19 protein-coding genes and 1 pseudogene are annotated in these 17,344 nt (G+C 58.3%); 18 read left to right on the forward strand and 2 right to left on the reverse strand.

Annotated features, from left to right (window positions below; translation table 11 throughout):
- Window positions 1–89: 89 nt before the first annotated feature.
- A complete protein-coding gene (locus ACFOHJ_RS02140; RefSeq protein ID WP_378217980.1) occupies window positions 90–548 on the forward strand; it encodes a MucR family transcriptional regulator in 459 nt (152 codons plus the stop codon).
- A gap of 136 nt (window positions 549–684) precedes the next feature.
- Window positions 685–915, forward strand: a complete 231-nt coding sequence (locus ACFOHJ_RS02145) for a hypothetical protein (protein WP_378217982.1) — start codon at window positions 685–687, stop codon at window positions 913–915.
- Window positions 916–1,701: 786 nt separating this feature from the next.
- Here the strand turns inward: ACFOHJ_RS02145 and ACFOHJ_RS02150 are convergent.
- Window positions 1,702–3,015 carry an AAA family ATPase gene (locus ACFOHJ_RS02150; RefSeq protein ID WP_378217984.1) on the reverse strand — a complete coding sequence of 438 codons (1,314 nt, stop codon included), beginning with the start codon at window positions 3,013–3,015 and terminating at the stop codon, window positions 1,702–1,704.
- A 263-nt stretch (window positions 3,016–3,278) separates the two neighbouring features.
- Here ACFOHJ_RS02150 and ACFOHJ_RS02155 point away from each other — a divergent pair, with 263 nt between their 5' ends.
- From ACFOHJ_RS02155 to ACFOHJ_RS02165, 3 genes are all read left to right on the forward strand, one after another.
- Window positions 3,279–3,725 carry a tetratricopeptide repeat protein gene (locus ACFOHJ_RS02155; protein WP_378218081.1) on the forward strand — a complete coding sequence of 149 codons (447 nt, stop codon included), beginning with the start codon at window positions 3,279–3,281 and terminating at the stop codon, window positions 3,723–3,725.
- On the forward strand, window positions 3,722–4,411 hold the full coding sequence (locus tag ACFOHJ_RS02160) for a hypothetical protein (RefSeq protein WP_378217986.1): 690 nt from the start codon (window positions 3,722–3,724) through the stop codon (window positions 4,409–4,411). The genes ACFOHJ_RS02155 and ACFOHJ_RS02160 overlap by 4 nt, the downstream gene beginning before the upstream one ends.
- A gap of 66 nt (window positions 4,412–4,477) precedes the next feature.
- On the forward strand, window positions 4,478–4,984 hold the full coding sequence (locus ACFOHJ_RS02165; protein ID WP_378217988.1) for a hypothetical protein: 507 nt from the start codon (window positions 4,478–4,480) through the stop codon (window positions 4,982–4,984).
- Between the two features lie 27 nt (window positions 4,985–5,011).
- Here ACFOHJ_RS02165 and ACFOHJ_RS02170 read toward each other — a convergent pair whose 3' ends face one another.
- On the reverse strand, window positions 5,012–5,539 hold the full coding sequence (locus tag ACFOHJ_RS02170; protein WP_378217990.1) for a prepilin peptidase: 528 nt from the start codon (window positions 5,537–5,539) through the stop codon (window positions 5,012–5,014).
- A gap of 442 nt (window positions 5,540–5,981) precedes the next feature.
- Between ACFOHJ_RS02170 and ACFOHJ_RS02175 the strand changes: the two genes are divergently transcribed.
- The 13 genes and pseudogenes from ACFOHJ_RS02175 to ACFOHJ_RS02235 form a co-directional block, all read left to right on the forward strand.
- The gene (locus ACFOHJ_RS02175) at window positions 5,982–6,182 is read left to right on the forward strand and encodes a Flp family type IVb pilin (RefSeq protein WP_378218083.1); all 201 of its coding nucleotides are present in this window, start codon (window positions 5,982–5,984) and stop codon (window positions 6,180–6,182) included.
- Between the two features lie 66 nt (window positions 6,183–6,248).
- Window positions 6,249–7,280, forward strand: a complete 1,032-nt coding sequence (gene cpaB, locus ACFOHJ_RS02180; RefSeq protein ID WP_378217992.1) for a Flp pilus assembly protein CpaB — start codon at window positions 6,249–6,251, stop codon at window positions 7,278–7,280.
- 55 nt (window positions 7,281–7,335) lie between these two features.
- Window positions 7,336–8,808: a type II and III secretion system protein family protein gene (locus ACFOHJ_RS02185; RefSeq protein WP_378217994.1), complete on the forward strand. Its 1,473-nt coding sequence runs from the start codon at window positions 7,336–7,338 to the stop codon at window positions 8,806–8,808.
- Window positions 8,783–9,109 (forward strand): hypothetical protein, encoded by a 327-nt coding sequence (locus tag ACFOHJ_RS02190; RefSeq protein WP_378217996.1) that lies wholly within the window; start codon window positions 8,783–8,785, stop codon window positions 9,107–9,109. The genes ACFOHJ_RS02185 and ACFOHJ_RS02190 overlap by 26 nt, the downstream gene beginning before the upstream one ends.
- A gap of 60 nt (window positions 9,110–9,169) precedes the next feature.
- Complete coding sequence (locus tag ACFOHJ_RS02195) at window positions 9,170–10,795, forward strand: TadE/TadG family type IV pilus assembly protein (protein WP_378217999.1); 1,626 nt, start codon at window positions 9,170–9,172, stop codon at window positions 10,793–10,795.
- Window positions 10,792–11,247 (forward strand): TadE/TadG family type IV pilus assembly protein, encoded by a 456-nt coding sequence (locus tag ACFOHJ_RS02200; protein WP_378218001.1) that lies wholly within the window; start codon window positions 10,792–10,794, stop codon window positions 11,245–11,247. The genes ACFOHJ_RS02195 and ACFOHJ_RS02200 overlap by 4 nt, the downstream gene beginning before the upstream one ends.
- Window positions 11,241–11,828 carry a TadE/TadG family type IV pilus assembly protein gene (locus ACFOHJ_RS02205; RefSeq protein WP_378218003.1) on the forward strand — a complete coding sequence of 196 codons (588 nt, stop codon included), beginning with the start codon at window positions 11,241–11,243 and terminating at the stop codon, window positions 11,826–11,828. The genes ACFOHJ_RS02200 and ACFOHJ_RS02205 overlap by 7 nt, the downstream gene beginning before the upstream one ends.
- Window positions 11,829–11,847: 19 nt before the next feature.
- The gene (locus tag ACFOHJ_RS02210) at window positions 11,848–13,011 is read left to right on the forward strand and encodes a hypothetical protein (RefSeq protein ID WP_378218005.1); all 1,164 of its coding nucleotides are present in this window, start codon (window positions 11,848–11,850) and stop codon (window positions 13,009–13,011) included.
- A gap of 29 nt (window positions 13,012–13,040) precedes the next feature.
- Window positions 13,041–13,580 (forward strand): L,D-transpeptidase, encoded by a 540-nt coding sequence (locus ACFOHJ_RS02215; RefSeq protein WP_378218007.1) that lies wholly within the window; start codon window positions 13,041–13,043, stop codon window positions 13,578–13,580.
- Between the two features lie 23 nt (window positions 13,581–13,603).
- Window positions 13,604–15,040, forward strand: coding sequence for a CpaF family protein (locus tag ACFOHJ_RS02220; RefSeq protein WP_378218009.1), 1,437 nt, complete (start codon window positions 13,604–13,606; stop codon window positions 15,038–15,040).
- A gap of 4 nt (window positions 15,041–15,044) precedes the next feature.
- Window positions 15,045–15,995, forward strand: coding sequence for a type II secretion system F family protein (locus tag ACFOHJ_RS02225; protein ID WP_378218011.1), 951 nt, complete (start codon window positions 15,045–15,047; stop codon window positions 15,993–15,995).
- A gap of 8 nt (window positions 15,996–16,003) precedes the next feature.
- Entirely contained in the window at window positions 16,004–16,942 is a 939-nt protein-coding gene (locus ACFOHJ_RS02230; protein ID WP_378218013.1) for a type II secretion system F family protein, read from the forward strand.
- A gap of 107 nt (window positions 16,943–17,049) precedes the next feature.
- A pseudogene (locus tag ACFOHJ_RS02235) lies at window positions 17,050–17,280 on the forward strand (transposase); the annotation flags it as partial.
- Between the last annotated feature and the right edge of the window lie 64 nt (window positions 17,281–17,344).

A 17,344-nucleotide genomic window follows, 5' to 3' on the forward strand; every position in this document is an offset into this window, starting at 1 on the left:
TAACATTTTCAGCAGAGCAGCTGATGAGTCTGCAAGAAGAACTGTTAAGAGTTTCAAACGCAGCAAGCGCGAAACCAGAGGGCACCCGCATGAGCGAAGTGACAGAATATTCTGAAAGCTATCTGCAACTGACCGCGGGCATCGTCTCTGCGTATGTTTCCAACAACCCGGTTCCGGCAGCGGAACTGCCTTTGCTCATCGCCAGCATCAGCGCCGCGATCTCGGGGCTGGCAAGCCCGGTCAAGGCCGAAGTCGACGCCCAGGCCCCTGCCGTCAACCCGAAGCGCTCCGTGCGCGACGACCACATCGTCTGCCTTGAGGACGGCCTGCGGTTCAAGTCGCTCAAGCGCCACCTGATGACCCATCACGGCCTGTCGCCCGAGGATTATCGCGCAAAGTGGAACCTCCCGGCCGACTACCCCATGGTCGCTCCCGGATATGCCGCGGCCCGCTCGGAACTGGCAAAGAAGATGGGACTTGGCCGCAAGCCGAAGGCCGAACCCGCAGCGGCTCCCGCGAAGCGGGCCAGGAAGCCGAAGGCCAGCTGACGACGCCCGTCTACGGGCCAAAGTGGGCTGTCATCCACGCCGCAGGGCGGCGGCCTTCGGCGTCAACACAACGATCGCCGGGAACAAAATCATCGATCGGATGTTGCTTTGGACCGATCCAGCCCGGAGCACGCCAATGGCCAAGCACATCGCAATGGGCCCCGATAAAGTCGCGCGATCGGAAGATGAGAGCCTTATCGGCCAGACAAAGGATCGCGTCAGCGCGCCGGCCCACGCGACACGCGACACGGTTCGCGAGAACTCTGGCACCATAACTACAGCGGCGCTGCTCTTTGGCGCTGTAGGTTTTGCCATCGGCTGTATTTGTGGACAGTCAGCGGCACAATCGGACCGGTCCTGGCACTAGGAGCCGGCGCGGGAGCTCCGGTGATAGTGCTGGAAGCGACGAGATGCGCTACTATCCTGCTGACGTCGGTTTCAAAACGAGGTTGAGCGTTGGAATGTCAACCGGTGAAGGGAGTCTTTACAAGGCTATTCGCAGCGCGATAGAGAGTGGGTCTATACCTTCTCAATTTAGGGCAGCTGATCTTCATGCCGCGATGCCCGAACTTAGCCCGCATGCCTTCAATACCTTTTTGCCAAAACATCGGGCGGGAAATCCTGGCGGCAATAGCGAGTTGTTTGTCCGGCTCGATAGAGGCCTATATACCTTGAAGGAAACAGGCCCAGTCCAAGATATCGGCCCGCCCTTCCTCGCGCAGGGTTAGCTGCGTCGGCATTACAGACGGCTGGTCTGGATCGACCAGCTGCCAAGTACGCCCTGCCGCTGATAACACAGGACCTTACAAGTACCGGTTTGCTCGTCGCATCAACGGTGACGCATAAAGAACCATGTGTACGGGAAGGGAACGATCGAGAAAAGGGCTGACCGGGTTGCCCTTCTTGACCCAAAAACCGAGGTCCCTTCTGCGCAAAGCGGGCTTCGGCTCCACGATTGTTGACATTCAGGACGTTGGCCATATCGAATTCGACGTCCGCCTTGTATTCCCTGTGTGCCTTCGGCGCCAACGAATGATGCTTGAAATCGTGGTAGGCGCCAGTCTTAAGCACGCGAGTTAAGCTAGCGTAGACGTGGCCATCCCGTGAGGACAGTTGAAGGACCTGGTATCACTCGCCCATATAAAGGCGCGTATTAGGGCGCTGCCGACCCGTGCAGGTTTCGCCACCCAGCCTCTAGTAGGTCTGAGTCCGCGGCTGGCGCGCTCCCACGAAAATGGCAAACTGATTCCACGAAGTCGATCAGATACTTCGGATGATGGCCTGCTGGGGCTACTTCAGTGTGACCATAATGGCTATCATAGAATAACTCGAACAGGTTCGGCTCGATTTCGACACCCTGTCTATCGGCGACGTCAAAAAATATCTTTTTGTAGTCGTTGGCGGTCGGGCTGGGGATTCGGATTTTATAGTAGAGCCTTCGCAGACCGCCGGCGTCGGCGAGTACGCTCGGCTCGATATTGGTCGAGAAGATCACCAGTTGGTCGAACGGAACACTGAATTTCTTGCCGGTGTTGAGTGTCAACTGGTCGAAGCCGCGCTCAAGCGGAACGATCCAGCGGTTAAGCACCGACTGGGGGTCGGTGCGCTGCCGGCCAAAATCATCCACTACGAACACGCCCCCGGCAGCCTTGAAATGAACGGGAGCCTCATAGAAGTGGGTCACAGGATTGAATGACAGATCGAGCATGTCGAGGGTCAGTTCGCCGCCGGTGATGACGAACGGACGGCGGCACAGTTGCCAGCGGGGATCGACCGCGCTCCTGGAAGGTGATGTTCCCGGCTGTTCCACTTCAATCGCCGTGTGGATAGTGGGGTCGAAAAAGTTGACGATCTGTCCACCCACAGTAAAGCAATAGGGCACGTGAATCGTTCCGGTAAAGGCGCGGCCGACGGCCTCTGCAATGCTGGTTTTTCCGTTACCGGGCTCGCCGTAGAGCAGGATCGAGCGGGCCGAATTGAAGGCCGGGCCGAGCAGGTCGACGAGATAGGGTGGCAACACCAAGTGCGACAGGCTGTCTACTATCTGCTGCCGCGACAGCCGGTCTCGGCGTATGGACTGCCTTCCGATCTGCGCAATGAAGCTTTCCAAGCTGACCGGCGCCGGACCGACATACTGTGACTGCGCCATCGCGTCCAGCGCGAACTCGTGCCCGCGCCCGCCCAGCGCGAAGCGTATTTCGGCGCGCATATCACTACCGGCCATCCCCTTGGCCTCGACAATGAGAAGCTTTTGCAACTCCTTCAACAACGCATTGACCACCGTCGCCGGCAACTTCATCTCGCGCACTAGTGCGCTGGTCGTCATCGTCCCATGCACGTGAAGTGTCTTGGCGAGAAGTCTTTGGAGTATCTCCTGCTCGACGCCGGTATCTTCCGGTAGAACCGGTGGGCGCAAAGCCTCGCCCACCTCCTGGACATCGCCCGGTCGCTCCGCCGCAGATACCATAGATACCCCCTTGGTCCGCCGCCATTGTTGAGGCAGCAGGGGCGAAGTCTAGAAAGCGTATGACAAACTTGCAACATAATGTGGCAATCGCGCTTCGTGGCGGTAGCCGGCATGCAAGGTTTCTTTTTTAGAAACTCCTTTTATGGCATAGAAAAAGAAATTGTTGGGGGGCTCTGTCGTTGTTTTCGAGATTTGGCAGCTCAGCTTTGGTGGTGTTGGCGCTTGTGGTGGCCGGCTGCCAGTCCGGCGGCAAAACAGCGGATATGTCCAGCTTTGGTGATAGCGCCGCGTCGGTGGAGGACTTATCTGAGGTATCCTATTATCCGACTGACGAACTGATCAGCAAGGGAAAGGTCCAGTTTAAGGAAGGCAACTACGGCAAGTCGTATGCGACCTTCAAGCGGGCTGTCGACGTCTATCCGAAGGACCCGCAGGCCTGGCTCGGCTATGCCGCCGCCGCCGACCATATCGGCCGGTTCGATAATGCCGACATCGGTTACGGCAAACTCGCCAAGATGATCCCCGACCGGATCGAGTATCTCAACAATCGGGGCTATTCCTATCTGTTGCGCGGCGACCTCAAGAAGGCCCGCACGTTCTTCCTTCGGGCTTACGAGATCGACCCCGCGAACGAGACCACCGCCAACAATATCGAATTGCTTCGCAACAGCGCCTCCTTCGTGAAGCGGAGTAAGGACGACCCGGCTTGAACCAGATCGGCCTCTCGCGCGAATTCATTGAGGCGGCGCCGATTATCCGCGCCGAAGCCGCGCCGACCAGACATGAAGAGGACGAGGCCAAAGCAAGAGACGAGCGGACGCGGCTCAAGTCTGAACGCGGAATGATCCTGCAACAGCATCTCAACCGCATCCATAGGGCAACATGGATCCTGTCCGGCGTTGGTGCACTGCTTCTGGTGCTGGTCGTGGTGCTGATGGCCGTGTCTGTGCAGATATCGCGCGGCCTTTCAGAGTCGCGCCAGATTGCGGAGCGATTGGAGCACCTGGAAAAATTCGAAAGCCGCATCACGAATCGTCTCGATAATTTCAATTCCGGGATACAATCGCTGATCGGCAAGACCAACGATGCAATCTATAATGTGCGAAGCGAGGTTGAACACACAGCGAAGACCGCCCGCGATGCATCCGCTGATGTTAAGGCTGTTGCCGACCAGCTTCAAATGCGGATGAACGCCATGGCGTGGCAAGGGCAAGACGGCAGCGACGACGTGCAACTGCCGCCGAGTCCGGTCCGGCGCAGCGTGCCGCGCATGAACGGCGACGTGGCGGAAACGACGGCGCCTGCCGCCCTCTCTTCCGCGCTCCAGACGCCCTCGGCTGCATTCCGCCGCATCATCAACCCGGACGGCAGCACGACCTACCAGAAGGTTCGCTGACCCCAATTGTTAAGCCTTCGTTAGCATCCGAATGACATAGTGTGCCTTCATCGCATGGAGCAGGTCATGCGCAAGGCATTCGCCCTTTTCGAGATCGTGCCGGCGCTGGTGTTTGCGGGGCTCGCATTTTTCGTGCTTGCCCGGCTAGCGATCGGTGCCTATCCCAACAATGCCCTGGCTTGGCAAGCCTATCTCATGCTCGCCCCGCTCAACCGCGAGATTGGCATCTTTCTTCCGGCAAACGCTTTCGCGGCATTCCTTGCATTGGGAATGCTGATGGCTGCCGCCTGCCTCACGCTGGCCAGCCGGCACAATGATCACTGGGTTCGCACGCGCTTCGTGTTGTTTCACGTGGCCCTGCTGGCCGTGCTCGTTGGCATGCGCGATGAACGGGTCTTCACTGTGTCCACGGCAGCTACGGCCAACATCGGCAACTGGCTGATGCCCGACTTTTCGCGCCTCGACCCGGTGATCGGTCTTATGCTGTTGGCTCTTGCATGTGTCTGCTTCGGAACGCACCGGGCGATGATTTCGCGATTGCGCGCGCAGTTGCACTTTATCAAGCCGGCCTGACCTCTTCGCGGACCGTTTCGATAATTCTCATCGACCTGAAAACATTTCCATGTACTCGGGCATAATCGTCGCGATGAGCGCCGCGACCATGATGACCGCATAGGGCACCTTACCGCTTCGCCTGATTTCGTCGATCCGCATGCCCGCCATCGTCATGCTGGCGCCGGCGGGAAGCGGCAGTTTCAGCGCCAGAAGCGCGATCAGGGCAAAGATCGCGAGCCAGATTGCGTAAGGCAGCAAATGAGGCCAGCCAAGGAACAGCCCTACAGGAAACATCAGCTTGGCATCGCCCGCACCGAACAAGCGCAGCTTCCACAAAACGAAGCCGGTCACCAGCAGCAACCCACCCGCGGCAAGGGAACCAGGCAGGAACAGCCCGAACCCCTCTGACGCTCCCAGGGCCAGCACTACGGCCGCATGAACGGCGAACCAGCCGACGAGGGTCAGCACCGTGCGGTTGGAAATCTTCCATGTGAGGAAATCGACCCATGCCGCGTGCAAGAAAAAAAGCAGCGCGGCGATCGACGGAAGCGATCCGAGGAGTGTTTGTGCCATCGTCGTATGTGTCGCACAGTCCAATACTGATCGTATTTATGGCCCGGACATTCCCACCGAAAGAAAACGGGAGCGGTCACGTTTCACGTTCCTTACAATTTTTAAGGGTCAGAAGCAAATTTGCAACAGAAGGCCATGGCGAGCGCTAGATATACGCGAGTATATGATATCTTTTATCGGTGTCAACCATCCGGATTAACGACCATCGGCCTTCTGACAACGTAGAGCATATAAAATCTCCAAAGATATCAGCATTATGTCTTATCCATGCCGGTATTGTCCAGAAGAGGTAGGCGCCGTTATTAACCAGTTCTGAAACAATGCCTTGATCGAGGTAGCTGCCCATGTTGACGTTGCCTATATTAACGATTTATTAAGTAAGCCATCGGCGGGGTTGAATGACGGGCTCGCCGCGGTTGTGAGTAACGAAGGGGAGTGTGAAATGAAAATGGGATTGGAAAGCATCCGCGCTTTTGCCGCTGAAGAAGATGGCGTAGCGCTAACGGAATATCTCATCTTACTAGCGCTGCTGGTGGGGGGTGTAGTCACTGCCGTCGGGCTGGCAGGAGGAAACTTGGCCACAGCGTGGGCAGGCTGGGAGACTTGGTGGGGTGACAATCTGAATCCTCCGCCAGCAGCTTAGTCGGGCGCATACGAAGAGCTACAGATGGCGGCCGGGCAACCGGTCGCCACGCATCCGGGGCGGGCGATGAAATTCTCGACGATCGCAAGTTTGGTTCTGTCAGTGGTGCTCGCAGGCGCCGCGGTGCTTGGTGTGCGCGGCTACCTGCGCGACCAGGCTACGGCGTTCGCTGCGAACGTGCGCCCGGACGCAACGAAGGCGAAGAACACTATCGTCGTTGCCATGCAGCCCCTGCGCTTTGGCCAGATCATCGAACCAATGAGCCTCAAGGTCATCGACTGGCCAGCCGATACCATTCCGGAAGGCGCCTTCCATACCGTTGAGGAACTAACGGGCGATTCCTCCAAGCCGCGCTACGTGATGTCCGCGATCGAACAATCGGAACCCGTTCTTGCCACCAAGATCACCGGTCCCGGCCAGCGGGCCACCTTGTCGGCGGCGCTTGCGCCCGGCATGAAGGCCGTCTCCATCCGGGTCAACGACGTGCTGGGGGTCGCCGGTTTCGTCCTGCCGGGTGACCGCGTGGACATTATGCTGACACGCCAAGTCGAGGCGCAGGGCGACGCGCGCAAGGACGGCGTGACCGATGTTCTCCTACAGGGCGTCAAGGTGTTGGCGGTGGACCAACTCGCCGACGACCGCTCAGACAAGCCCGCCGTTTCCAAATCCGTGACTCTCGAAGTATCCACCGCGGAAGCGCAGAAGCTGACGCTCGCCGCCACTATCGGCACGCTATCGCTGGCGCTGCGCAATGTCGGCTCTGCCGAGGTTGAGCCGGTGCCGGCGATAAGCCTCGCCGATCTTGGCGGGAGCATGGCGGCCGCAGCGCTGGACGATGCCAAAAAACAGACGGATCGCGAAGAACGTATCGCCGATGTTGAGCATCTGGTAAGAAAAGTGGGAGAAACTGTTGACCAGAAGGTCGGAGATTTTGACGAACGTCTTAATCAGCTGAAGCAAAAGATGGACGATCCGAAGTCGTTACTAGATGCAGCGCCGGCAACCGTTGCCATAGAACCGTCTCGGTCGGTAACCGTGGGGGTAGGTGTCTACAGGAATGCAGAACGCCAGGAATACCAGGTAAAGGCTACAAACTAACGATCTATACCGTAAGCGCCCGTGTTGGCGAGGGGTTTTCTCTTTGAAGTCCATCTTGAAGAACCGGCTGACCGTTCTTGCGGCTCGTCTCGTGATGGGTGCCGCGATAGCGGCGGCGTTGCCTGCGGGGAGCGCTGTCGCCCAGGACCTTCAGCTAGCGCTCGGCCAGGGTACGGTGCGCAACGCTTCGTTGCGACCGGGCACCACCCTGACCGTACTTACCAATATTCCTTATTCCGATCTCGTCATCGCCAGAACCGACATCGCCGATGTCGTGCCATTGAACGATCGCTCCTTTTACGTTCAGGGCAACAAAGCCGGTATCACCAATGTCTCGATCTTCAACGAGAACAAGGAACTTCTCGGCATTATCGACGTGCGTGTGCGGCAGGACTTCAGCGACGTCTCGGATGCGGTCCGCGCGGCTGTACCGGGCGGCAACATCCGCGTCAGCAACTCGAACGAAAATATTCGTCTTTCCGGGACGGTCGCGAGCGCCACGGAACAGGCAAGGGCCTTACAAGCCGCAGAACAGTTCTCCGGCAACGGAACAAAGGTGATCAATTCGATTGCGGTTGCAGATGCTCAGCAGGTCTCGCTTGAAGTCCGCATTATCGAAGCGTCGCGGCGCGCCGGACGAGATCTTGGCATCAAGTGGCGTGTCCAAGGAGGTACTTCACTGCTGGGGACAGGCACCGGTCTGTCGGTCAATGCCAACAATGCCGGTCAGGCCCAGACATTTCTGAGCAATGCTCAGGATGGCTCCCGTCTGCTGAACAATGGCGTTCCGTTCGGCACACTGGTAGCGCAAGTTCTCGAGGGGGCTGGCGTGAAGGTAGACGTCATCATCGACGCCCTGGAACAAAAGGGCCTTGCCCGCCGCTTGGCGCAACCAAACCTCACTACCGTCAGCGGCGAGGCGGCGAAATTCAATGTGGGCGGCGAAGTGCCCGTTCCGTCCGAGGTCGGGCTCGGTGGCTCCATAACCTACAAATATCGCCCCTATGGTGTAATGCTGGAATTCCTGCCGACCGTTCTGGACCGCTCGAAGATCAATATAAGGCTGAGGTCGGAAGTTAGTGAAATTGACCGCTCGCTCAATGTGAACGGGTTTCCCGCATTTACTTCGCGCACAGCCGAATCCGTGCTGGAATTGCGGGATGGTCAGAGCTTCGCCATGGCGGGCATGTTACAAGCTGTCAACGAGCGCGATGTTGAGCAATTGCCCTGGCTCGGGCAACTACCGGTGCTCGGTGCGCTCTTCCGTTCTACAAGTTATCAGAAGCGACAGACGGACCTCGTCATCGTCGTCACGCCGCATCTAGTACGGCCGGCCGAACCCGGCGAAAAGCTTCACAGCCCGCTCGACAACACTCGACCTTCAAACGATGTCGAGTTGTTCGCGCTCGGCATGCTGGAAGTCGACAAGGACATGATCCGCAGTTTCCGTGACGGCGTTGGTATCAAAGGCCCTTACGGCCATCTCATCGATCTGGATTTCCATGATGGCGTCGTTTCCAAGAAATAGCCTGCTGGTCTTGCTGGCTGCGATGCTGCTTGGCGGCTGTGCCGACTATATGAATCACCGTGATTCTATCACGCTCGGCGCTGGCGACGCCATGGAGGCCAATCTCGGTATTCATACAATCAAGTCGTTTCCGCCGGACGCCAAAAATACCAATATCCGAGTTGACGGCGCCAAGGTACAGCAGGCCTACAAGCGGTATATCGAGCCCTGTGATCAGCAGGTGGTGACTTGCACCGATTCAGCCAGCGGCCCCGCAATTTCGATAACCAACAACATGCCGGGCACCGAACCGGCCCAATAAAACCTATCGGCCAAGGCAAGAGGCGGCAGCGGCGCCGCGAAGCCGCGAAGGGGTCGAACAATGCGAAAGGATGGAGCACACTGTAAAGAGAAACTGAAACGGGCGGAGCAAAGCTTCCTCGGGGAGGAGCAGGGCTATGCGCTGACACTGACGCTTATCGCGCTGCCGCTAATCATCGGTGTAGCCGCTTGGGTCATCGATGCCTCACGCGTTACGAACCTTCACACCGATTTGCAAGACGCGGTCGATGCCATGGCGCTTGCTGGTGCGCGTGAGCTCAACGGTCGTGATGACGCCATTCCGCGGGCTCGCGCGGCGATCGCGGCTATGGTCGGCAACACAGCCTCCTTTGCGAATGGCGGCAACCGCTTCAGCATGGGCTCCAAAAACACGCCCGTCAGCTACAACGCTACTACCGGGGCCGGTAACGTCACCGTGCAATTCATGGAAGGCATACCGGCTTCTGACGACGACCCGATCCTCGCCAGTAATTGCGTTACAGCAGACGGCAAAGCAGCGCTTTGCGATGTCGAGAAGGCGGGGCTTTCGGCTGCTGAGGCCTCTAACCGTGCGGCCTATGTCCGGGTCATTTCCAGCGAAATGAACGTGCGTACGATGTTCATCGTTCCGGGCCTTGGTCGCGATGACGTGCCAGTCCGGACGGAAGCAGTGGCAACCTACACTGCCGCTGCTTGCGACGTGACGCCAGTCTTCATCTGCAATCCGTTCGAAGGTATGAGCAATCCCGACATCCATACAAATTTCAGAGACGGCAATCTGTATGCGCGACAGCTCACCATGTCGCTGCGCGGATCGCAAACGGCCGGTCCCGGTAACTTCGGCTATCTCGCCGTCAATGGCAACGGCGGCGACTTTCTACGCGACGCATTGGCGACCAATTCGCCCGGCGAATGCTATTCGCGTAAAACGCTGAGCACCGAGCCCGGGGGCAATATCGGCCCCGCTGACCAAGGCCTTGGCACGCGCTTCGGTATTTATGGCGGGTCAATGGGCGGTAGCGCTAACAATCCACTTTATCGTCCCGCTCGCAACGTGCGCATGGGCCAGGACTACGGCAATAATAAAAAAAGCCCGAGTTGTTCGAAATATGAACCCGAAGCCAATCCCAACGATGCCATGCCCTTGCCTAACGGTACCGGAACAACTTCGTTGGGCGGCGGATCGATCTCATCAAGTGGAGATTGGGACCTGACAAGCTATTGGCGCGTCTCGCACAGTGGAGCATCGCCACCGACGATCCCAATGACCAGCAGGCCCCCGGAGGCTACGACCGCAGCACCCAAGCCGTCGCGCTACGACGTCTACCGCTACGAGCTCGCCAATCCGACACTTCTGCAGGATGCGGCACCAGGCGGTGAAAAAGGCGTTCCGCCGAGCCAGTGCTATGGCAACTACAATCTCGATGACTATCCATCCGAAGCCGATGTCTACGGTGACAGGCGGACCATTTTTGCTGCGATCGTCAATTGCAACGAACATCAAGCGGATATGAATGGGCGTGTCCCCATCGAGGCCGAAGCTTTCGCCCGCATGTTCCTCACGAAGCCGATGGTCACCAACGGCAGCAACAAATATATCTCCCTTGAAGTCGTCGACGTTTCCGGCGCCGGCGGGATGGGTACGGTCGAGAACTTCCTGCACGAGGAGGCGGAACTGGTACGATGAAGCTGCCCGCAAGCCTCGATTTTGACCTGCGCGTCTTCCTTCATGACGACGAAGGAGTGGCCATGACCGAAGCGCTCATCGCCGTTCCGTTTCTTACCTTCCTGGCGGTTGCGGTACTGGAGTTTGGCTCACTGTTCTGGCAGCGCCAGCAAATGGAGACTGGATTGCGTGACGCAGCACGGTATATGGCTCGCTGCAGGCACACCAGCGGCTGTGATACGACTGCGCGGAATCTGGCCTACTACGGCAATTCGAGCGGGACAGGGGCCTTGCGGGTGCCCAACTGGGATGCCGCGACCTCACCGATCGAATTCACTAACCCGGGCGGGATCGGCGGCGTAATCTCCGCAGCCAGTACGCATCAACTGGCGAACTCGTCCCTGTTCGGCTGGCTAGGCGTCGGACCGATTATCATTACGATAAACAACAATCAGAGGCGGATCGGATGGTGATGCGATCTACTCGGGTTTTCGGGCGCTCGGATTCAGGTGTCGCGCTCACCGAAGGGCTGATCGTGTTCCCGATCGTCGTGTTAGCTATCAGTGTCTGCGTCGAATTCGGCTACGTCGTCTACCAATGGAACACGGCAGCCAAAGCTATGCAACTCGGAGTGCGCAAGCTCGTTGTGTCGCAGCCGGTCATCCCGAATTTTGGCTGCATATTCGCCTCTAGCTCGGATCCTACCGCCGCCGGTCAACCGGTAAGTGCCGACGGAATTTCGGCCAGTTGCGGCGCAGGGACAAATCAGGCCTGCGACGCGGCGCAGATTACGCGTCTAAACCTTTCGCGCTTCGGCATCCAGAACAACCAGATTCGCGTAACCTATCAGCGTAGCGGTCTAGGGTATAACGGCCGCCCGGAAGGGGCTGTCGTGACCGTTCGAATGGATGTTGTACGCACTGCCACCGATCTGCCAGTGGTTGGCGCACTGCTCAACACCGCCGGCATATCGTTTCCTCCGTTTACAGTCACCGCCACGTCCGAGGACCTTCGGAACTCGCCGCTAGCCTCTCCGCCTGTACAATGTCCATGATGTTAAAGCTGGGTGCTGCATGAATGCCAATCCCGGAGCAAGTGGCCGCTCCCGCATCCTTATCTGTTCACGCGACCCCGACGCGATCCGGGTCATGGAGGGTGTCTTTTCTTCATTGGCGGCCTATGACACCGTTATCGAGCCGCTTGAGCCTCTACTGAGCCGCAAGACGATCGAGACGGATGGTTTTGACGCCGCCATCGTAGACATAGCCAACGGTGCCATCCTGGATGATCCCCGCTTTGCCGAATTTCGTGGAAAACTTGGACGATCGCCGGTCATTTTCATCTCGAGCGAACTGCCGACCGAGCGCATGCGTCAACTCATCAGGTTGGACGGGACCGATTGGTTGCCCAAGCCGCTGCAGACGCGTGCTCTGATCGATACTGTAAATTCCGTCACCCAACGCCTGAAGGCCAACGGCAACCGTGTTTACGCAGTGCTACCATGCGGAGGTGGTTCCGGTGGCACATGCGTTTCGATAATGCTCGCCTATTATCTGAGCCGGGCACACAAACGCAGCCAACCAAGCGCGGCCCTATTCGATCTCGATTTCTCCCGGGCGGCTGTATCGGCTTACCTGAATTCGGACAGCAATTACGACCTGACTGAGGTTCTGGGGCGGCCCGACCGTATCGACCTGGAGTTCATCGACATCATCAAGCGAAAGCATCACGCGGGTTTTTCCATTTTCTCTCATGAAAGCCCCGCGCTGATGACCCATACCCAGGGCGCGGAAATCGTTTTGCGCATGCTCGACATCGTCGCTTTCCAGCACGACCACACCGTTGTCGATCTTACTTCGTGCGAGGCGAAATGGACGCAACAGGTGCTTGCCGCGGTAAACCGCGTCGTTATCGTGACGACCAATTCAATCCCGTCTTTGCAGCGGGCTAAGGATCTCGTCCGGCGCGTGTCCGAGACCCGCGGCGATGGGAGGGATGTCGCCGTCGTCATCAATAAGGTTCACGGTGGTCTCTTCAACCCGGGCATAAAGAAAAAGGACATCGTTCATATTTTCGGCCAGACACCGGTGACGGTGCTGCCCCACGAATTCCAGGTGCTAACAGAAGCGCTCAATCGCGGCGTGCTGCCGATTGACGTCAACCAGCGATCGGCTTTTTGTGGCCGCATTAAGCAGGTCGCGGACGAGGTGCGCGCAGCGGCGCAAGTCGCCCTATGAAAGCTAGTCATCCGGTTCCTCGGCGGTACATGTTCCGCATTGGGCTTTCCGGTGCGGCCACATTCCTGTTCGGGGCGTCGTCTTCGCAAGCGGCCAAGGTTCCGCGCAGCCACGGTCCCTCGACCAGACGGATCGTAAACCTGACGACACGCGAGAAGTCTGGCACAATCCTTATCTCGAACGGCGGGCGAACCCTCGACGTGGTTCGCGACGCCGGGTCCGTCGAGCGCTATGCCATCGGCATCGGCCGGCCCGGCTTCGCTTGGACCGGGATCGTCACGGTTGGCGCGAAATCCGAATGGCCGTCCTGGACGCCGCCGGCTGAGATGCGGCGGCGGCAGCCCGAACTCCCGGATATGGTCCCTCCAGGGCCATTCAATCCACTAGGGGCCAGGGCGCTGTATCTCTACCGGTCCGGCCATGACACGCTGTTCCGGATCCATGGAACCAATGACGCGGCCGCGATCGGCGGCTACGTCACATCCGGCTGCTTTCGCATGACCAACGCCGATATCCTGTACCTTTATCCGCGTGTGCCTATCGGCACAAAAGTGATCGTTCGGGCGTAGCTACATGAAAGGCTCTGTGTCTGATGAGTGAGAATGGCGCTTTCCGACGCTTCTTCCGGCCGAATGCGGTTTCGGCAGCTTCTGCGGAGAACCCGCTGCAGTCGTTGCTGGCGGCAGCCGAAAGCCCGCAACCGCAAGAGACCGCGACCGAGCCGGGCGCTCCGGTCGGAGCCACAGACCAGTTGAAGCGGGAGATGGTCGAGCAGCGCGTCGCTCTTCACCGGTTTCTGCTCGACCGGGTCAACCTGAGTTTCCTCGACACGATGGACGGCGAGGAACTGGTCGAGGAAATCAGGCCGCTCGTACGCGAATATGTACGTGACCGGAACCTGCCGATGAGTTCGCGCGAACTGGACGCGCTTATCCTCGACACGACCAACGAGATGCTCGGGTTGGGTCCCCTCGAACCGCTTCTGAAGGACGACACGATCGCCGACATCCTGGTCAACAGCTACGATCAGGTCTTCATCGAACGCGCGGGGCAGTTGGAAGAGACCGACATCCAGTTCAAGGACGAAGACCACCTGATGCGCATCATCACCAAGATCGTGTCGGCGGTGGGGCGGCGAGTCGACGAATCTTCGCCTCTGGTGGATGCCCGCCTTCACGACGGCTCTCGCGTCAACGCCGCCGTACGCCCGGTGGCGATCGACGGCCCGATGGTATCCATCCGCAAGTTTTCGAAACGTCCCTATACGCTTGAACGGCTGGTTTCCGGCAATTCGATGGCCAACGGCATGCGCCTGCTTTTGACAGCAGCTGTGAAGGGGCGGAAATCCATCATTGTCTCGGGCGGCACGGGGTCCGGTAAGACGACGATGCTTAATGCACTTTCGTCGCAGATTTCAGGCAGGGAACGGTTGATCACCATCGAGGACGCTGCCGAACTGCAGCTCCAGCAAAAGCACGTATGTCGTCTCGAGACCAAGCCCCCGACCCTTGACGGGCGTAACGAGGTCCGCCAGCGCGAATTGCTCAAGAATGCCCTGCGTATGCGCCCCGATCGCATAATCATCGGCGAAGTGCGTAGTGAAGAAGCCTTCGACATGCTCCAGGCCATGAACACTGGCCACGAAGGGTCCATGTGCACGATCCACGCGAATACGCCGCGCGACGCGCTCTCGCGTCTGGAACAGATGATTGGCATGGCGGGGATGCCGATGTCCCAGATAAGCATCCGCCAACAGGTCGCGTCTGCCATCGACCTGATAGTGCAGGTCGAGCGGCTACACGATGGCTCGCGCAAGCTGGTTTCGATTTCCGAGGTCACCGGCATGGAGAACGAGGTGATCCAGATGCAGGAAATCATGGCGTTCCGCAAACTCGGCGTGGACGAAGGTGGCAAGGTGCGCGGGCAGTTCATCGCGACGGGCATTCGCCCGCGCTTCCTTGAGCAAGTCGCAGAGTTTGGCTTGCAGTTACCTGACGAGATTTTCGACCCGAGCAGAAGATTGAGCTGAGCCGATGCAGACGCTCTTCATCTATTTCGCGGTGTTCGTCGCGGTCCTGATCGCGGTGGATGCGCTGTTGCGGTTTCTGCGAACCTCGATGGAGAAACAGAAGTCTATTAATTATCGAATGAGCCTGCTGAAAGGAGATTCCGATCGGACTGTCGTTTACCGCCAGATGCTGAAGGAGCGCGGCCTTGACTATGGCTTGAAACACTCAGCGACCAATACCATCAAACGCTACGTTTCTCAGTCTGGCCTGCGCCTTGAACTGGGACGTGCGGCCTTCTATTCGACGGCTGTGTGCGTGGTGCTCTTCATGCTTGCCATGCCTTTGGGTCCCGGCTTGGCGATCTCGGCCGTGGGTGCGGTTTCCGGCACCGCGCTTGCGTGGGTTGCGCTGGTTGCCCGCAGGAGGCAGCAGCGCATCAGGCGCTTCATCACTCAACTTCCCGAAGCCCTTGACGTGATCGTCCGCAGCCTGGCTGCCGGGCATCCGCTGCCGGTTTCCATCGCGTTGGTCGCGCGAGAAATGCCCGATCCTATTGGCTCGGAGTTCGGGATGATGTCGGATGAACTGACCTATGGGACCGACATCGACACGGCGACCCGCAACATGGCCACCCGCGTTGGCGCGGAGGAAATCAACCTTTTGGCGATCTCGCTTACGGTGCAGCGCGGGGCAGGTGGCAACCTGGCGGAAATCCTGGCGAACTTGGCGGACATGGTCCGCCGGCGAACCATGCTGAAGGCAAAGATCAAGGCGATCTCAGCCGAGGGCAGAATGACATCATGGTTCATGTTGCTGTTCCCATTTGGCCTCTACGGCATGCTGAAGCTGCTGAAGCCCGATTATTTCGAGCCGCTTTGGCAAAGCGGATATGGGAACATGTTCCTCATGAGCGCGGCGGCACTTATGCTGATCGGTATGGCAATCCTGCGTAAACTCGTAAATTTCGATTACTAGGAACCACAGTGAACGAAATATCCATCCTTCTCGCCACATTCGCGTCGGTCCTGATTGCCAGCGTCCTGACATTCAACTACGTCGCTTCACGGCGTGAGGTACGTGCGCGCTTGACACAAGCCACCTCCGACGCCTCGGTAGAGGAACTCCCGATAACCGACCTCAGGGGCTTGCCGATAACCGAGGCCGAACTGCTTCGCAATTATTTCGCGGTGGTGCGCAGCGACAAAGACCCCAATTCTCTACAAAACCGCCTGATATGCGCTGGCTACTTTTCGCCCAATGCGGTTCGCGTTTTCCAGCTTATTCGCGTGCTGGTGAGCCTGGCCGTATTCAGCTCGGTCGTATTCGGCGCGAGTTACTTTTTCCCCGAATTGTCACGGCTCTCTCTACTCATATACGGTCTGTTTCCGGCGGGATTCGCCTTCTTCTTATGCGCCGTCGTGTTGGAGATGCGTGGTAACAAGTGTGAAGTGATCTACCGTCGTCTCTTTCCCGATTTCATGGATATGCTGATTGTCTGCGTTGACGCCGGCATGAGCGTAGAAGCGGCCATCGACAGGGTATCGAAAGAGTTCCTCAAATCCACGAGTAAGGATTTCGGCCTACATCTGGCAATCATGATGCTCGAAATGCGAGGAGGGCGGCGCCTCAGAGATGCGCTCGCCCTCTTTTCCAAACGACTTCGTATAGAAGAGGCTCAGGCACTCGCAACGCTGTTCAGACAATCGGAAGAGCTTGGGGCGAGTGTCACCAAGACGCTTAGGGTGTTTAGCCAGGAAATGCGTGACAAGCGTATGATACGAGCCGAAGAGAAGGCCAACGCACTGCCCTTCAAGATGCTATTGCCTCTGGCAGGATTTCTGTTTCCGATCAGCGTGCTTATCGTCCTGGTCCCCATCCTGATGCGAGTAATATCCTTATTGAAGAGTATGGCGCCGGGCTGAATGGCCGCCAACCCGGAAACACACCAGTGGGGAAAGCGCTGCTGGATGGCCTGCTGCCGGTTTCGTGGACACCGAGATGAGGTATTTGACGGAACTGGAGAGTGGGAATGCAGAGACGGAAGTTCAGCCGCGAGTTCAAGCTTGAGGCGGTGAGGCTGGTAAAGGATCGGGATGTTTCGGTGGCTCAAGCCGCCTGCGATCTGGACCTCGATGAGAACGTGTTGCGCAAGTGGGCTCGGGAGGCTAGCTGCGGTCCGCAGCATGCGTTTCCTGGCCACGGACAGATGAAGCCTGAGCAGCAGGAGATCGACCGGCTGCGTAAGGAAGTGGCGAAGCTGAGTACGCCTCCGAGGGCGGCCGCCTTGCGGTAATTTTGATGCCGTAGCTGACTGTCAGTATGGA

Source organism: Aquamicrobium soli (assembly GCF_042646345.1).
Taxonomy (GTDB): Bacteria; Pseudomonadota; Alphaproteobacteria; order Rhizobiales; family Rhizobiaceae; genus Mesorhizobium; species Mesorhizobium soli_A.

What these genes read in the sequence shown, in the direction of transcription:
- ACFOHJ_RS02220 (WP_378218009.1), top strand. Translation starts at nt 13,604, where the DNA reads ATGAGTGAGAATGGCGCTTTCCGACGCTTCTTCCGGCCGAATGCGGTT.
- ACFOHJ_RS02140 (WP_378217980.1), top strand. Translation starts at nt 90, where the DNA reads ATGAGCGAAGTGACAGAATATTCTGAAAGCTATCTGCAACTGACCGCG.
- ACFOHJ_RS02165 (WP_378217988.1), top strand. Translation starts at nt 4,478, where the DNA reads ATGCGCAAGGCATTCGCCCTTTTCGAGATCGTGCCGGCGCTGGTGTTT.
- ACFOHJ_RS02175 (WP_378218083.1), top strand. Translation starts at nt 5,982, where the DNA reads ATGAAAATGGGATTGGAAAGCATCCGCGCTTTTGCCGCTGAAGAAGAT.
- ACFOHJ_RS02225 (WP_378218011.1), top strand. Translation starts at nt 15,045, where the DNA reads ATGCAGACGCTCTTCATCTATTTCGCGGTGTTCGTCGCGGTCCTGATC.
- ACFOHJ_RS02200 (WP_378218001.1), top strand. Translation starts at nt 10,792, where the DNA reads ATGAAGCTGCCCGCAAGCCTCGATTTTGACCTGCGCGTCTTCCTTCAT.
- cpaB (WP_378217992.1), top strand. Translation starts at nt 6,249, where the DNA reads ATGAAATTCTCGACGATCGCAAGTTTGGTTCTGTCAGTGGTGCTCGCA.
- ACFOHJ_RS02215 (WP_378218007.1), top strand. Translation starts at nt 13,041, where the DNA reads ATGTTCCGCATTGGGCTTTCCGGTGCGGCCACATTCCTGTTCGGGGCG.
- ACFOHJ_RS02170 (WP_378217990.1), bottom strand. Translation starts at nt 5,539, where the DNA reads ATGGCACAAACACTCCTCGGATCGCTTCCGTCGATCGCCGCGCTGCTT.
- ACFOHJ_RS02145 (WP_378217982.1), top strand. Translation starts at nt 685, where the DNA reads ATGGCCAAGCACATCGCAATGGGCCCCGATAAAGTCGCGCGATCGGAA.
- ACFOHJ_RS02150 (WP_378217984.1), bottom strand. Translation starts at nt 3,015, where the DNA reads ATGGTATCTGCGGCGGAGCGACCGGGCGATGTCCAGGAGGTGGGCGAG.
- ACFOHJ_RS02190 (WP_378217996.1), top strand. Translation starts at nt 8,783, where the DNA reads ATGATGGCGTCGTTTCCAAGAAATAGCCTGCTGGTCTTGCTGGCTGCG.
- ACFOHJ_RS02195 (WP_378217999.1), top strand. Translation starts at nt 9,170, where the DNA reads ATGCGAAAGGATGGAGCACACTGTAAAGAGAAACTGAAACGGGCGGAG.
- ACFOHJ_RS02155 (WP_378218081.1), top strand. Translation starts at nt 3,279, where the DNA reads ATGTCCAGCTTTGGTGATAGCGCCGCGTCGGTGGAGGACTTATCTGAG.
- ACFOHJ_RS02210 (WP_378218005.1), top strand. Translation starts at nt 11,848, where the DNA reads ATGAATGCCAATCCCGGAGCAAGTGGCCGCTCCCGCATCCTTATCTGT.
- ACFOHJ_RS02205 (WP_378218003.1), top strand. Translation starts at nt 11,241, where the DNA reads ATGGTGATGCGATCTACTCGGGTTTTCGGGCGCTCGGATTCAGGTGTC.